Origin of the sequence: Solibacillus faecavium, assembly GCF_014836905.1 — a bacterium.
Classification (GTDB): domain Bacteria; phylum Bacillota; class Bacilli; order Bacillales_A; family Planococcaceae; genus Solibacillus; species Solibacillus faecavium.
In genome coordinates, this window is record NZ_JACSPZ010000005.1 from 110,181 (window position 1) to 126,814 (window position 16,634).

A 16,634-nucleotide genomic window follows, 5' to 3' on the forward strand; every position below is an offset into this window, starting at 1 on the left:
TCACAGTCCTAGATATTTTAACATACTTTTTTAATTAGCGCTCGTTAATTGGTACGTATTTTTGCATATCTGGACCAACATATTCCGCACGAGGACGGATTAGGCGGTTGTTTGCATACTGTTCTAAAATGTGCGCTACCCAACCTGAAGTACGAGAAACTGCAAAGATTGGTGTGAATAAGTCATGCTCGATACCTAAAGAATCATATACTGATGCTGAGAAGAAGTCTACGTTTGCAGGTAATTTCTTTTGTTCAACAATCATATCGTGAATCTTAACTGACATATCATATAATTCTGGTTTACCAGTTAACTTAGTTAACTTTTCAGACATTACACGTAAGTGAGGTGCACGTGGGTCTCCACCACGGTATACGCGGTGACCGAAGCCCATGATTTTTTCTTTATTATCTAATTTGTTTTGTACCCAAGATTCAACTTTATCGATAGAACCGATTTCAGTTAACATTTTCATAACTTGCTCGTTCGCACCGCCATGTAATGGACCTTTTAATGCGCCGATTGCTGAAGTTACGCCTGAATATACATCAGATAATGTAGCAACACATACACGAGCTGTGAATGTAGAAGCATTTAATTCGTGGTCAGCGTGTAAGATTAACGCTTTATCGAATGCTTCAATTTCGATTGCTGCTGGTTCTTCACCTTTCAGCATATATAAGAAGTTTGCTGCATAACCTAATTCTGGTTTTGGAGCAACTGGTTCTTTACCTTGACGTACACGTGCAAAAGTAGTTACTACTGTACCAATTTTTGCTTGTAAACGGATCGCTTTACGGTAGTTAGCTTCCGCATCCATAACGTCTGCTTCTTCATCAAATGCACCAAGCATTGATACAGCAGTACGTAATGCAGCCATTGGGTGTACTGTGTTTAATGGCATAGATTTGAATAAATCTGTAATTGCCGCCGGGATATCCATGTTGTTAGCTAATTCTTGTTTTAAGTTAGCTAATTCTTCAGCGTTTGGTAAACGTGTGTTCCATAATAAGAATACTACTTCTTCAAAAGTTGCATTGTTAGTAAGATCGTCGATTCCATAACCTACGTATGTAAGTGTATCATCGATAATTGAAGAAATTTTTGATTCTGCTGCTACGATACCTTCTAAACCTTTAGTTGCTGACATAAAAATCGCTCCTTCACTTAATAAATTAATTTTGTAAGTGCTTTCTTTTCAGTCTATTAAAAAGAGGCACACTCATATCGTTCTGCTCAGTTGAACCTATAAGTAAATCGCTTACATATTTCATTATAATAAATTTTGACGTCTTTGTGAATGAATTACTCGGATTTTAAGAAAAATTAGCATAGATGATAGATTTAGCGCATGAGAGAGAATTTATCGTTAACAACGAGATATATATGGCATAATTTAGGAGTGGTATAAGTGGATTATACAAATAAACCAAATCAATTGCTAGTGAAAAGTAGGAATATTATCATTCTACTACTTTATTTTACCCTTTTTTATTTCATACCGCCTATAATTTTCGGACTATTTTTTGCTTATTTATTATTTCCTGTCTTCATCTTTTTTAAGGAACAGTTTAAACTACCGTTTTTTCTTGTTGTAATTATTTTATCTGTTTTTATATTTGCAGTAGTGGTATCGATTATCTTATTGCTTATCCATAGCTTCATAACATTACTACCTGTCATCCAATCAACACTTCTATCTTTGGAAGACAATTATATTAAACATCCCCTGCTTCCGTTTATTATAGAAAAACTCCAAAATTTTTTAAATGAATTTTTATTTTTGATTGTTACTATGTTGAAAAATAGTTTTCAATCGTTGTTTGAATTTTTTATATTCGTTGTAACATTTTATTTTGCCTTATTTGAAAGCTATAAAAATAGACTATGGTTTTTTGCTTATATTCCTAAAGCATATCGAGATGCCTGGTCACGATATTTTCAAAAAGGAATGGAGCTTATTGGAAGCTTTATCGTTGTAGAATTGCAGTTATTTACTATAACGTTTCTGCTTCTTTGTGGTTCTTTTTACTTTTTAAATTTTGAATCATTTATTATAAAAGCATTTTTAATTGCTGTAGCAGACTGCTTGCCTTTTTTAGGTATCGGTATTTTCTTAATACCAGTCGCCATTTATTATTTTATTATCAGCAATCCACTTATGGGAGCAACTATTATAGGCATTTACTTTATTGTACAAACAATAAGACAGCTAACTGAATCGATGCTTTGGTCCCATACATTGCATTTACGTATGATCCACACATTTTTAATCAGCGCTGCCTCAGTCTTATTATTTGGTTTTTATGGAATTATCGTCAGCCCAATACTTTTGATGATTGCTATTAAATTAAAGCAGCATCCTACCTTTGCAAGATGACAACCTGTCCTTTTTTCATTCTTTTGCGTAAAAAATAGAAAATTACAGGTTTAAATAACTTTCTTGTAATGCCCAATATGAAAAGCAAACCAATAATATCTGTAATAAACCCTGGTAATGCTAATAAGGCACCACCTATAAAAATCATGAATGTTTCAATCATCGCAACTGCAGGAGGTTGTCCTTGCTGCAAACTCTTCTGAATATCCTGGACAGATTTTGTTCCACGTTGTTTTGCAATAAGCAGCCCAACTACAGAAGTGGAAATGATTAAAAGTAAAGTATATAAAACACCGATTGCATTCCCAATTACGATAAACAAGGCAATTTCAGCGAATACAAGTGCGAGTAATCCAAATAAAAATTTCTTCATTAAAAAAGCCCCCTCTTCTACTATTTAATACGTTTAAGGAGTGAAAAAGTTTCAAAATAAAAGCTACTCATGTAAGTTTACACTTATTTGAGTAGCTCCATTTATCTTATTATAGAACGCTTGCATGTCCTTTATAAATGACACCTGTTTCAGCATCCATTGTAATTTCCTGACCGTGGCGAATTAATGATGTAGCTTCTTTCACTCCGACAATTACCGGAATTCCTAAGCTTAAACCAACTACTGCGGCGTGCGATGTTAAGCCGCCTTCTTCTGTAATAATACCTGCACAGTTTTCTATTGCTGGCATCATTTCACGGTCTGAACCAACTGTTACAATGATTGCACCTTCTGTATCATAAGTTAAAGCTTCGCCTGCATTTTTTGCGACAATTGCCTTACCGACTACAGAAGATCTTCCAATACCTTGCCCACGAGCTAATAGGTCCCCAATTACGTGAACTTTCATTAAGTTTGTTGTACCTGCTTCTCCTACTGGAACACCTGCTGTAATGACAACAACATCTCCATGGCTAACATATTCATATTGCAATGCTTCGTCTACCGAAAGCTCCAAAATTTCATCTGTCGTCGAAACACGTTGCGTTAAAATTGGTCTTACACCCCAAACTAACGTTAATTTTTGAGCTGTCGAAGGTTGGCTTGTTACAGCAATAATGGATACACCCGGACGGTATTTTGCAATCATTTTAGCAGTATTTCCACTTTCTGTTGGAGCTAATACGGCTTTTACACCAAGATTAATTGATGTGTAGGCAACAGCTTGAGAAATAGCTTCTGTCATGTTCGCTTCTTTTTCGCGACTACGTTGTGCTACAATTGCTCGGTAATCTAGCGCATTTTCTGTACGGTTAGCAATTTTGTTCATCGTTGCTACCGACTCTACAGGATATAAACCTGCTGCCGTTTCTCCTGAAAGCATAATTGCATCTGTACCATCCATGATTGCATTGGCAACATCGGATGCTTCAGCACGAGTAGGACGAGGATTACGTTGCATAGAATCTAGCATTTGAGTAGCCGTTATTACAGGTTTACCCACTTGGTTACATTTACGAATTAATGATTTTTGTACTAACGGTACTTCTTCTGCTGGAATTTCTACACCCAGATCCCCACGCGCTACCATTAAACCATCAGAAACTTCGATAATTTCATCAATATTATCTACGCCTTCCTGGTTTTCTATTTTAGGAATGATTTGAATATGGCTTCCTTCATTTTGTTCCAGTAACTCACGGATTTCCAGAACATCCTTCGCTGTACGTACGAATGAAGCAGCGATAAAATCAATACCTTGGTCAATACCAAATAGAATATCGGCTGCATCTTTATCCGTAATACCTGGTAATTTGACAGATACGCCCGGTACGTTAACACCTTTTTTATTTTTCAAAACGCCGGCGTTTTCAACGATTGTATGGATTAATCCTTGTTCCAAGTCTTTAGCCAACACACGCAGTTCAATTAAACCGTCATCTAATAAAATTTTATCATTTTGGTCAACGTCTTCTATTAACTGGTCATAAGTCACCGAGAAGCGTGATTCATTCCCCAACACTTCTGTCATTGAAATATCGATAACTTGTCCTGAAACTAGGTGAAGCTCTCCGTTTTCCATCGAATGTGTTCTAATTTCCGGACCTTTTGTATCCAATAATATTCCTACCGGTTGTTTCTTGCGTTCAGATGCATCGCGAATAGCTGCAATACGTGCAGCATGTTCTTCATGGTTTCCATGTGAAAAGTTCAAGCGTGCCACATTCATACCTGCTTCGATTAACTTATCTAACATTTCTGGTGATTCACTTGCTGGTCCAATCGTACAAACAATTTTAGTTTTTCTCATAGTTTCGTCATCTCCGTTTTATGCACTTTAAATTGAAAGTTCTTTTGATAATGTATACAAACTCAAATCTGCCTTGTGCTTTGTTTCAAATGCTTCCCTTAAATCATAATCTATTACTTCATGATTTTTCACGCCAACTGCTCTTCCGCCTTTATTTTCCAATAATAGCTCAACCGCTCTTGCACCGAATCTGCCTGCTAACACACGGTCACGGGCAGATGGAGAACCACCGCGTTGTATATGACCTAAAACAGATGTACGTATTTTTACACCTGTACGTTCTTCCAGTTGTTTTGCCAGCTTATGACCATTCATTACACCTTCAGCTACAATAATTATACTATGTCGCTTGCCACGTGCTGCCCCTCGTTCAAGACGGGTTACAATATCCTCTATTTCAAATGACTCTTCAGGAATTAAAATAGATTCGGCACCTGCTGCTAAACCTGACCACAATGCAATATCTCCCGCATCACGACCCATTACTTCAATAACAAATGTATTTTCATGGCTTGTTGCAGTATCACGAATTTTGTCAATAGATTCAACAACTGTATTTAATGCGGTATCAAAGCCAATCGTATATTCTGTTCCAGGTACGTCATTGTCAATTGTTCCCGGTATGCCGACACAAGGGAACCCTTTTTCAGTTAATTGCATTGCACCACGATAAGAGCCATCTCCACCAATCACTACTAAGCCTTCTATACCTTCTTCTTTCATAAGCTCGATTGCTTTATATTGGAACTCGTCCTGTTTAAATTCAGGGAAACGTGCAGAGTATAATTTCGTACCGCCTCGTTGTATAATATCGCCAACAGAACCTATATCTAAAAGCTCAAATTTCCCATTATAAAGGCCTTCGTAGCCATGGTAAACTCCGACAACGTCTACTCCGTGAAAACGTGCTTTACGAACAACTGCCCTAATAGCAGCATTCATACCCGGTGCATCTCCACCACTCGTTAAAACCGCAATTTTCTTCATACGACCTTTCCTCCTATTACGACTGTTACTATCCACATTAACAGAAAAACCATTTATATGTAACTATTCTAGAAAACAAAAATGTAAAGCATTTGAAAATAACGAAAGAATGCGCTTTCACGCATTCTTCGCTCTTCAATCATTAGTTAAACAATATTATTGTTCAATATACTGACCAATATTCTTAAATTTTGTATAACGATTCTCAACTAATTGCTCTGCACTTTCTTTATTTAAATCGTTTAACGTATTTGTAATGTATTCTTTCATTATTATGGCTTGCTGTTCCTTATCTTTATGCGCTCCACCGGCAACTTCCGGAATAATCCCATCGATTATTTCCAACTGCTTTAAATCAAGGGCTGTAATTTTCATAGCTTCTGCTGCCTGTTTAGCATAGCTTGCATCTTTCCATAAAATCGATGCCGCTCCTTCTGGTGAAATAACTGAGTAGGTCGCATTTTCAAGCATTAGTATTTTGTTTGCTACACCTAATGCAAGTGCGCCACCACTACCGCCTTCTCCTATAACAACGCTAATAATCGGTACCCGGATACCCGCCATTTCAAACAAGTTACGGGCAATCGCTTCACTTTGGCCGCGCTCCTCAGCTGCTTTACCTGGGTAAGCACCTTTCGTATCAATAAAGCAAATAATGGGACGATTAAATTTCTCCGCTTGCTTCATCAGTCGTAATGCTTTACGGTATCCTTCCGGGTGTGGCATCCCGAAATTACGTCGAATATTCTCTTTCGTCGTTTTCCCGCGTTGGTGACCTATAATCGTTATTGCCTGCCCATTAAATGAGGCAATCCCCCCTACAATTGCTGCATCATCCTTAAACGCACGATCCCCATGCAGCTCAATGAAATCATCAAATATTCGTTCAATATATTCAAGCGTAGTCGGTCGTTCCGCATGTCTGGCTACTTGCACCCGGTCCCACGGCTCCATATTTGCATAAACGTTTTTTTCCAACTCCTGCAATCTCGTTTCTAACTTCTCAATTTCACCGCTCATATCGACTTCCGCTTCTGTAGCAATTGTTTTTAATTCTACAATCTTTTCCCGAAGCTTCACTACCGGTTCTTCAAATGCCATTAATTTAGACATGGGATACGCCTCCTTGTACATGTAACTTTACAATTGTTGCAATTTTATCTCGCATTTCCAATCGATTAAAAATGGCATCAAGTTGACCATGATCCAATAAAAACTCTGCCGTTTGGAAATCATCAGGCAGCTTTTCCCGTACCGTCTGCTCGATAACACGACGTCCAGCAAAGCCAATTAAGCTTTGAGGTTCGGCAATATTATAATCCCCAATCGATGCGAAACTTGCAGAAACGCCTCCTGTTGTAGGATGGGTCATAACAGAAATATAAAGTAAGCCCTCTTCGCTATGGCGTTTTAATGCAACGCTCGTTTTCGCCATTTGCATTAAAGATAGTACACCTTCTTGCATACGAGCTCCACCACTAGCAGTAAAAATAATAAATGGCACCCTTAGTTCTGTTGCCTTCTCCACAGCTCGAGTGATTTTTTCCCCTACAACAGACCCCATCGATCCCATACGGAAATGTGAATCCATTACTGCAACAACGACCTGCATTTCTTTTAATGCGCCTACCCCTGTTAAAACTGCTTCATTCAAACCTGTTTTCTTTTTGTCGATCTCTATCTTTTCCACATAAGCCGGGAAATTTAAAGGATTTGTCGTTTGTAGATGATCATCCATCGACACAAATGAACCTTTATCTAAAAAGCAGGCAATTCTTTCATCTGCTGTTAAGCTGAAATGATGCTGGCATTTCGTACAAACTTTCAGGTTTTTCTCTATTTCCTTTGTTACATGAATCATTTTGCATTTTGGACATTTTGTAACGATGCCTTCTGGAAAGGCCTTTTCATCTTCTCTTTTTGTTATATTATCTGTATTTTTTTTGCGGCTAATTGTAAATAAATCACGAATTGACATCGTAATCCCCCTTTGAATTGATCTGAAAATGTTTATTTTATAATGACCATCCAGTTTTCGTATGCATCAAGAGCTTCCTGTGAATACCCCATCTGCATAGAAGCTAGTAAAGTCTTTACTTCCCTTTTCTCTTCGGCAGTTATATCAGTCGCAAGCAGTTTATCGCTAAACGCAAGAAGCTGCAGCCAAATTTTTAATGAAAGACGGTTCCCGGAAATAACAATACATTCACGAAGTATATCTTCTCGCTTTAATGATTCTCCAAGCTCCAGCTTCACAAAAAAACTTTTCCAAATCGGTAATGCGCAGAAAACAGGAGACTGACAAATGATGCGAATGGCTTCTTTTTCATGCATTTGTCTTGTCGCATGGACATCAGCTATAGATTGCTCATCCTGTAAAATAAATGAACCAACAATCTCAACGAATTGATGTTGTTTCATGCTAGCCAAATAAGTACCTCCGCCATGTCTTGTTTCAATTAAGCCTAACAATTCCAAACTACGTAAAGCTTCCCTGACAGAAGATCTTCCCACTTGCAGCTGTTCACTTAATACTCTTTCTGAAGGTAGCTTTTGCCCTTCCTGAATGTTTTGTTCAGCTATTAAATCATGCAACTGCTTTACAATTTGTATGAATCTTTTTTTTGCGGGCTTTTCTTCCACGCTTTTCACCTCATCGAGTCCAACATTCCATAATTTATCAAAAGTGGTCAGACCAGTTTATAAAGTAAGAATACAAAATGTTTTTGAAGTTGTAAAGGGAAATTATAAAACTATAATCTTATATATAATAAAATTTGCGAATATATAACTATTTTTATGTTTTTTCGATAAAATTTGATGAAGTAATATAAAAAGAGCGTTTCTAATTTTATTAGAAACGCTCTATAATACTATTTATTTTATAATAATATCCTTAATTTTTATTTGGGACTTATTAAAACGATGTTCGAAAAACCCTTCAATATAAAGTAAAGTATCCTCCTGTAATTTACCAACAACTTTCTCGTATTCTTTTGGAAAAAGTGTTAAAGAGACCGCCCCATATTCATCTTCTAATTGGACAAATGCCATCAGTTCTCCTCGTTTCGTACGGAGCTGACGAATTTCCTGAACTTGACCAATCATTTTTACGTAAGTATTATCTTTCAATTGGGATAAAGTTTGGACTGTCGCTGTAACCTCCGGGAAATGTTTGCGTACTTTTACAATTGGATGGTCGGATAAATAAAAACCGAGTACTTCTTTTTCATATTGCAACTTTATTTTTTCCGGTATCGGTGATGTTTCACTGTATTTCGGCTTTCCAAATGCAAGTAGTGCGCCTTCAAATAAATCATCTCCACCAGGCCGCACAAAATCAGCTTGTTTTTGTGCCCCTTCAATTGTAGCAAGTAATGTTGCGCGATCTTTTCCAAATTCATCAAGTGCCCCTGCCTTAATCAACGGTTCGATAATTTTACGGGTGAAATTCGCTGTCGTCATGGTAACCGCTAAATCAAATATGGATTCGAACGGCTTTTGTCTTTCTTCACGGGCAGTTAGCAACTTTTGCAAAAAGGGCTGTGGTACCCCTTTAATCGCCGAAAAGCTAAAACGGATCTTCCCGGCTTCTACTTTAAAATGGCGCATACTTCGATTAATCGACGGCGGCAGAATTTCAATTCCCCTTGCTTTTGCCTCCATTAAAATTTGTGCTAGCTTTTCTGAATTGCCCGTTGCATTTGTAAGAAGGGCTGCATAGAAATTAACAGGGTAATTTGCTTTCAAATATGCCATGTGATACGAAATGATACTATATGCGACTGCATGGCTTTTTGGGAAACCATAATCGGCAAAGCGTACAATTAATGCATATACCTCTTCTGCCACTTGCTCTGTATAGCCTTTTTCTAACGCACCTTGCACGAAAGAGGCGCGTTGCTGTTCCAACACATCACGCTTCTTTTTACTTACAGCACGACGGAGCAAATCTGCCTGTCCAAATGAAAATCCTGCCATTACATTGGCTATACGCATAATTTGTTCTTGATAAATAATAACCCCATGCGTCTCTTCCAAAATTGGCGTTAAATCGGGGTGCGGCATCATTACCTGCTCTTTTTTATGCTTCCTTCTTGCATAAAGTGGGATAAACTCCATTGGACCTGGTCTATATAATGCATTTACCGCAACAATATCTAAAAAGTGTGTTGGTTTTATTTCCCGTAAAGCATTTCTCATTCCCTCTGATTCGAGCTGAAAGATACCAGCTGTATCCCCATGTTGCAGCAGTTCAAACGTTTTCTGGTCATTAAGAGGAATTTGATTGAAATCTAGTCGAATATCGTGTGTAAACTGAATGGATTTTCTTATTTGTTCAAGAATCGTTAAATTACGCAACCCTAAAAAATCAATTTTTAACAATCCAGTTTGTTCAACTTCAAGCATTGGCCATTGTGTTAAATAAATTCCATCATGCCCATCTTCAATTGGCACGATATCGACTAATGGAATCGGACTTAATACGACACCCGCTGCATGTGTCGAAGCATTTCGAGGTAGGCCCTCCAATCGAAGAGACGTTTGAAACCACTTTTGGCGGATTGGCTCTGCTGCTATCCATGTTCGTAAATTTTCCGACTTCGAGTAAGCTTCCTGTAACGTAATACCTGGTTTATTTGGAATGAGCTTAGAAATCATCTCCAATGTTTCACTTTCAAAATTGAACATTCGAGCGACATCCCGTGCAACCGCTTTTGCTGAAAGCGTACCAAACGTAATAATTTGAGCGACATACTGCTTCCCATATTTTCTAGCAACATATTGAATTACTTCATGACGTCTCGTATCTAAAAAATCTATATCGATATCCGGTAATGTAATACGTTCAGGGTTTAAAAAGCGTTCGAATAATAAATCATATTGCAAAGGGTCCACTTGTGTAATTTCAAGTGCATAGGCAACGAGTGATGATGCCGATGATCCTCGTCCCGGACCTGTTAATATTTGTTCTTCCCTTGCAAAGCGCATAAAATCGGCCACGATCAAAAAGTAGTCAGAATACCCCATTGATTGAATAACATTCAGCTCATAATTTATACGTTCCAAATAGCGAGTCGGCAATGAATCCATTTTTAATCTGCGCTGAAGCCCTGCAACTACTTGCTGTTGCAATATACTTTCTGCGGTATCCCCTTCTTGAAGAGGAAACTTCGGCATATATACATCATTTGTTGTCAACTGAACTTGACAGCTCATTAATAGATTCTCCATTTGTATCAACCATTGGGGCTCATCATGAAATTTCCCTTGCCATTGCTCCGCAGTTAATACATAGCTTTGTTCTTTGTTGCTTTTAGCAGCTTCATTGAGCTTCACACCTGTTTCAATCGCCTTGGCCACTTCATATGAAAAGAAATCTTCTTCTTTCATAAACAACGATTCATGTGTCGCAACAATGGGCAGGCCATTTTTAACAGCAAATTCTATAGCTTGTCTTTCAGAAGGGGCTTCATTTGATCCACGGGAAATTCCAACATACAGCTCATTTGAATATGCATTTTTAATCTCCAGCATTGTTTTCTCGGCCGTTTGCTGCAGCCATCTTCCTTGTAAGTCAAGTGCAGGTATCATGAAGGCTATTCCTTTTCCATAAGCCAGCAGCCATCGTAAAGGAATTGTCTGTTCTGTTCGTATCGCAATACTACTGGAAATCTTCAATAAGTTTTGATAGCCTTCATTTGTTTTCGCGTATAATACAAGCGGTAATGACTGTTCTTCTGTCCATTCTAGCTGTATTGTCAGTCCAATTACCGGGTGTATGCCAGCCCTTTTCATTTCAAACCAAAAAGGCAAAAGTCCGTACAATTTCGTATTGACGATTGCACAGCTTTTTGCCTTTTGTTGATGTAAAAAAGGGATGAGCTCTTCAAGACGAATTGTACTTTTTAATAAATCGGCACTTGTCCGTATTTGTGGATATACAGTCACGCTTCATCCCTCCAACATATTATTTATATTCTTTACAAATAGCTTTTAAATCATCAATTACTTGATCTGCCTCTTCCCAAGTATAGGCTGTTGCACCGGATGCCAATGGGTGCCCTCCACCATTATATTTTTTTGCCAGTCCATTGATAACCGGACCTTTTGAACGTATCCGCACACGAATTGTATCATTGTCTTCGATAAACATAACCCATGCTCGGATATTTTTCACATTTCCCAATGAGCCAACTAAAAGAGATGTTTCGGAAGGTGTTGCATCATATTGCTGTAAAACAGATGTAGGCAATTTAATCGAAGCCGCTCCGTTTTCATCCATTTCGAAATGCTGATATATATAACCTTGAAGATTTAATAATTTGCGGTCCATTTCGTACATACCATCAAACACTTGATTGCGGTCGAAATTATATTGGATTAGTTGACCTGCAGTTTCAAATGTTTTTGGACTAGCACTTGGGAATAAAAAGCGCCCCGTATCTCCAACTATTCCTGCAAATAAAAGACGAGCTGCTGCATCGGACATTTGCCAATTAGCATATTCTCTGCCTTCCTCATAAAGTTCATAAACCATCTCACTGCATGAGCTTGCATTCGTATCAACCCAAAGTAGGTCACCATATGCATCGTCATTTGGATGGTGATCAATTTTAATAATAAAGTCACCTTTTTGATAACGATCATCATCAATACGCTCTGTATTTGCTGTATCAGTTACAATAATGAGTGCATTATTAAACTGCGTATCTTCTATATGCTGTGGGATAGCTAAAAACGATAAAGACGGATCATGTTCGCCGACTGTATATACTTCTTTTTCCGGATAATTCGCACGGATTAATTCTGCCAAGCCAATTTGAGAACCATATGCATCTGGATCTGGCCGTACATGACGATGCAGTATAATCGTGTCATATTGTTTAATTTTGTCAATTATTTGACGTTTCACAACATTTCCCCCTCGCACATAGTGAATACCTATATCATTTTCCAAGAAAAATCGTTACAATATTTAGTAGTTTGGCTACTAGGAGGTTCACTATGGTCTATTTAAATTTTCTATTCGTTGCTGGTATTGTAGCATCACTTGTATTTTACTTTTATTTTAAAACGAAGCAATTCCGCTCCACTTTGCCTATTCGCCGAAAATGGTACACTGCAAAAGCAGGTGTTTCACTTGCAGCATTTTTGATTTTCTTCGGTCTTAATGCAATTATCTTATATCCTGATATAATTGGTTTTGCCATTGCAGCTGTATTTATTGTTTTAGGTGCCGGCTTAGGTATAAACAATTATAAACGTATGCGCCATGAAGGTCGTTACGTACATGAAGAATATGAATTGAATAAGTAAATGAGAAGGGTGTTTCTAAAGGTATTTTACCTTGAGGACACCCTTTTTATTATTAAAATTCAATATTACTGCTATCATTATCTTTCTAAAAGCTGGAAAGTCATCATTGCTTTTCCAACAAGATTTGCTCCACTGAATACTTCAAAATCCATCTTCACAAATTTACGTGACATGTCCAAAATTCTTGGACGAACCGTTAATACACTCTCCATCTGTACTGGCTTGATGAAGTAAATATTCATATTTTCTACAACGGCTTCCCCACGCTTACGACGTTTCAAAGCAAAAGCCCCAACTTCTGAAAGTAAAATCGTAAAGGCACCATAAGAAATCGCGCCAAATTGATTCGTCATTTGCGGTGTGACTGTAAATTCCACAGCAATATCTTCTTCACCCATGACGCGCATCTCATTTTTAACTAAATCATCAATTGTCTCTCCGTGCTGTGGCTGACGCTGCGCTAATTGAATCGCCTTTAATACGTCCTGACGGCTAATGACCCCTTTTAACAAGCCATCTTCATCTATGACTGGAAGCAAATCTATCCCTTCCCAAATCATTCGGTGACCAGCAGAGGCTACACTTGTTTTCATAGAAGCTGCAATTGGACTCTTTGTCATAACCTTATCAATCGGCTCTGACTCTTCTTTACCAATAACATCCTTACTTGTAATCATTCCAACTAGCTTGTTTTGATGTGTTAATACAGGGAATGCCCCGTGTGTAGTTCGGCGATTCTGTTTATGGAAGTCTGCAATCGTATCACTATTTCTTAAAACAGCAGTATCCTCCATTGGAACATATACATCTTCAATAAGCAAAATATCTTTTTTAATTAATTGGTCATAAATAGCACGGTTAATCATTGTTGCTACAGTAAACGTATCGTAACTAGTCGAAATAATCGGTAAATCCAATTCATCAGCCAATGCTTTGTTTGAATCCGTCGTATCAAAACCACCTGTAATTAATACGGCCGCACCGGTTTTTAATGCATATTCATGAGCTTGTGTACGGTTTCCGACAATCAGAAGGCTTCCTGCATCTGTATATCGCATCATATCGTCAAGCTTCATCGCACCGATTACAAACTTAGTTAACGTCTTATGTAGCCCTGACTTTCCACCCAACACTTGACCATCAATAATATTTACAATTTCTGCAAATGTTAATCGTTCAATATTTTCTTTCTTTTTCTTTTCAATACGGATCGTTCCTACACGTTCAATTGAGCTGACTAACCTACGATTTTCAGCTTCTTTAATCGCACGATAGGCTGTCCCTTCACTCACTTGCATTTCCTTTGCAATTTGACGAACTGAAATTTTATCGCCAACTGGTAGTGATTCAATGTATTGTAAAATCTTTTCGTGTTTCGTTGACAATTACATCACCTATTTCTCATCATTCATTTATGTCCCTAGTGTACCATATTTAAACGTTGCAATTATATATTTTCCATATCTATACCCTCATTATTACTTATAAAAAACAGTAGAAAATAAGACAAACTGCCCAACCTGGTCTGCTAAGTTGGGCAGTTTGCTTTTTTCATATTAAAATTCAACAAATTCCCCTGACTGTAGAATTTGGACTTCCGCCCCTTCTACAAGCTTCGCAAATTCATCAGGATTTTGAGTAATTGGCGGGAATGTATTGTAGTGAATTGGTACAACAATTTTTGGTTTTAGTAATGTTACTGCATATGCAGCATCTTCTGGTCCCATTGTAAAGTTGTCTCCTATTGGCAGGAAAGCAACGTCAATTGGATGACGTTTTCCGATCAGTTCCATATCTCCAAACAATGCCGTATCTCCAGCATGGTAGATTGTTTTTCCTTCTGCTGTAAATAAAATCCCTGAAGGCATACCCGTATAAATGATTTCCTTATTCTCCGTTACATATGAAGAACCATGGAAAGCCTGGGTAAATTTCACTTTTCCAAACTCGAATTCATGAGCTCCTCCAATATGCATATTATGCACATTGCACCCTTGCCAGCCTAAATAATCGGCTAGCTCATTAGGTGCTACAACGAGCGCATTATTCTTTTTGGCCAACTCTACCGTATCTCCTACGTGATCATTATGACCATGTGTCAGTAAAATAACATCCGGATTTTCGTTTTCAACTTTTAAATCTGTAAGACCATTCCCATTTATAAAAGGGTCTATTAATATAGTTGTACCATTCGTTACTATTTTTATAATTGAATGCCCATGATATGAAACTTTCATAAAATTACCCTCCTAAAAGATATATTGTCACCACTAATATATTCGATATTTATGCATAAATCTCCTTTTTTTGATATGCTTAATTATGAATTCATTCTTAGGAAATAAAAGGGGATTTTTAATATGTCAAAGCAAAATCAATTACAGCAATATTTAGTAGAAAATGAGTGGGATGCTGCTTTTATCACTACTCCCGATAATGTGTTTTACTTTTCTAATTTTAAAAGTGATCCGCATGAACGTTTACTCGGTGTCATGGTATTTAAAGACGCAGAGCCTTTTTTAATTTGTCCGAAAATGGAAATACCAGACGTTGTAGCAGCGGGATGGACTTATGAAGTAATCGGACATGAAGACACTCAAAATGCATGGGATGTTGTGGCAAACGCTGTTAAAGCACGTAACGTAGCATTCAATACATTGGCAATCGAAAAATCCCATTTGACTGTTGAACGTTTAGAAGCAATACAAGAACGTTTTGAAACATTAAAGTTTACAAATATCGATGAAAAGGTAAATGCACTCCGAATTTGCAAAGACGAAGAAGAGCTTGTGAAGTTACGTAAAGCAGCGCAATTAGCAGACTTTGCAATTGAAGTAGGTTGTGATGCAATCGCTGAAGGCAAAACAGAAATGGAAATTTTAAATACGATTGAATCTGCTATTAAAGCGAAAGGCCATGCGATGAGCTTTAATACAATGGTGCTAGCCGGTGAAAAAACAGCTTCTCCACATGGTACACCAGGAGATCGTAAAATCCAAAAAGGTGACTTCATCTTATTTGATTTAGGCGTAATTTATGAAGGATATTGTTCAGATATTACACGAACAGTAGCATTCGGTCAGCCAAATGAAGAGCAAATGAAAATATACAATACAGTACGCCGTGCAAATGAAGCTGCAATCGAAGCAGTAAAACCTGGAGTTCGTGCAATGGATTTAGATAAAATCTCTCGCGATATTATTACAGATGCAGGCTTCGGAGAATATTTCACGCACCGATTAGGTCACGGGCTTGGAATTTCTGTTCATGAGTTCCCATCGATTACAGGAACAAACGAAATGACGTTACAGCCTGGTACAGTATTTACTATCGAGCCAGGAATTTATAAATCAGATGCAGCCGGAGTTCGAATTGAAGATGATGTAGTCGTAACAAATGACGGCGTAGAAGTATTAACGAAGTTTACTAAGGAATTAGTTATCCTTTAAAATCTGGCTGTCTTGTTTAACAGTCCTAAAAATATAATTTATCTTTTTAAAAAGTTGTATTGAAAGTTGCGTTTTAACTTTCATACAGCTTTTTTTGTGGATTATAAGGGTAATTTCATAAAGTTGTTTCATCTGAATTCAACAATTTACTCGTTTAGTACATTTTATAAATTTGTTTAATAAAGTAGGAATAAAGAAAAGTCTGAGTAATATACTTGTCCTTGAGAATATTTTTTCCAGGAGATATGATATAAA

14 protein-coding genes are annotated in these 16,634 nt (G+C 37.5%); 3 read left to right on the plus strand and 11 right to left on the minus strand.

All coding sequences use genetic code 11. The features are described from left to right. Positions 1 to 34 precede the first annotated feature (34 nt). Entirely contained in the window at positions 35 to 1,150 is a 1,116-nt protein-coding gene (gene citZ, locus H9635_RS12125; protein ID WP_191700564.1) for a citrate synthase, read from the minus strand. 261 nt (positions 1,151 to 1,411) lie between these two features. Between citZ and H9635_RS12130 the strand changes: the two genes are divergently transcribed. Further along, positions 1,412 to 2,380, plus strand: a complete 969-nt coding sequence (locus H9635_RS12130) for an AI-2E family transporter (RefSeq protein ID WP_191700565.1) — start codon at positions 1,412 to 1,414, stop codon at positions 2,378 to 2,380. Here the strand turns inward: H9635_RS12130 and H9635_RS12135 are convergent. The 8 genes from H9635_RS12135 to H9635_RS12170 form a co-directional block, all read right to left on the minus strand. After that, entirely contained in the window at positions 2,364 to 2,753 is a 390-nt protein-coding gene (locus H9635_RS12135) for an FxsA family protein (RefSeq protein WP_191700566.1), read from the minus strand. The genes H9635_RS12130 and H9635_RS12135 overlap by 17 nt on opposite strands. 109 nt (positions 2,754 to 2,862) lie before the next feature. Further along, on the minus strand, positions 2,863 to 4,623 hold the full coding sequence (pyk, locus tag H9635_RS12140) for a pyruvate kinase (RefSeq protein WP_191700567.1): 1,761 nt from the start codon (positions 4,621 to 4,623) through the stop codon (positions 2,863 to 2,865). Between the two features lie 27 nt (positions 4,624 to 4,650). Then, positions 4,651 to 5,610 carry a 6-phosphofructokinase gene (pfkA, locus tag H9635_RS12145; protein WP_191700568.1) on the minus strand — a complete coding sequence of 320 codons (960 nt, stop codon included), beginning with the start codon at positions 5,608 to 5,610 and terminating at the stop codon, positions 4,651 to 4,653. A 156-nt stretch (positions 5,611 to 5,766) separates the two neighbouring features. Continuing rightward, entirely contained in the window at positions 5,767 to 6,723 is a 957-nt protein-coding gene (locus H9635_RS12150; RefSeq protein ID WP_191700569.1) for an acetyl-CoA carboxylase carboxyltransferase subunit alpha, read from the minus strand. After that, positions 6,716 to 7,588 (minus strand): acetyl-CoA carboxylase, carboxyltransferase subunit beta, encoded by an 873-nt coding sequence (gene accD / locus H9635_RS12155; RefSeq protein ID WP_191700570.1) that lies wholly within the window; start codon positions 7,586 to 7,588, stop codon positions 6,716 to 6,718. The genes H9635_RS12150 and accD overlap by 8 nt, the downstream gene beginning before the upstream one ends. A gap of 32 nt (positions 7,589 to 7,620) precedes the next feature. Continuing rightward, entirely contained in the window at positions 7,621 to 8,253 is a 633-nt protein-coding gene (locus H9635_RS12160; RefSeq protein WP_191700571.1) for a FadR/GntR family transcriptional regulator, read from the minus strand. A 234-nt stretch (positions 8,254 to 8,487) separates the two neighbouring features. After that, positions 8,488 to 11,562 carry a DNA polymerase III subunit alpha gene (gene dnaE / locus H9635_RS12165; protein ID WP_191700572.1) on the minus strand — a complete coding sequence of 1,025 codons (3,075 nt, stop codon included), beginning with the start codon at positions 11,560 to 11,562 and terminating at the stop codon, positions 8,488 to 8,490. 19 nt (positions 11,563 to 11,581) lie between these two features. Next, complete coding sequence (locus H9635_RS12170; protein WP_191700573.1) at positions 11,582 to 12,526, minus strand: DHH family phosphoesterase; 945 nt, start codon at positions 12,524 to 12,526, stop codon at positions 11,582 to 11,584. A gap of 92 nt (positions 12,527 to 12,618) precedes the next feature. Between H9635_RS12170 and H9635_RS12175 the strand changes: the two genes are divergently transcribed. Then, on the plus strand, positions 12,619 to 12,930 hold the full coding sequence (locus tag H9635_RS12175; RefSeq protein WP_191700574.1) for a YtpI family protein: 312 nt from the start codon (positions 12,619 to 12,621) through the stop codon (positions 12,928 to 12,930). A gap of 77 nt (positions 12,931 to 13,007) precedes the next feature. Here H9635_RS12175 and H9635_RS12180 read toward each other — a convergent pair whose 3' ends face one another. Both H9635_RS12180 and H9635_RS12185 read right to left on the minus strand, forming a co-directional pair. Next, positions 13,008 to 14,315 carry a DRTGG domain-containing protein gene (locus H9635_RS12180; RefSeq protein ID WP_191700575.1) on the minus strand — a complete coding sequence of 436 codons (1,308 nt, stop codon included), beginning with the start codon at positions 14,313 to 14,315 and terminating at the stop codon, positions 13,008 to 13,010. Positions 14,316 to 14,486: 171 nt separating this feature from the next. After that, complete coding sequence (locus H9635_RS12185; protein WP_191700576.1) at positions 14,487 to 15,167, minus strand: metal-dependent hydrolase; 681 nt, start codon at positions 15,165 to 15,167, stop codon at positions 14,487 to 14,489. 123 nt (positions 15,168 to 15,290) lie between these two features. Between H9635_RS12185 and H9635_RS12190 the strand changes: the two genes are divergently transcribed. Further along, positions 15,291 to 16,379, plus strand: a complete 1,089-nt coding sequence (locus H9635_RS12190) for a M24 family metallopeptidase (protein ID WP_191700577.1) — start codon at positions 15,291 to 15,293, stop codon at positions 16,377 to 16,379. Positions 16,380 to 16,634: the final 255 nt, after the last annotated feature.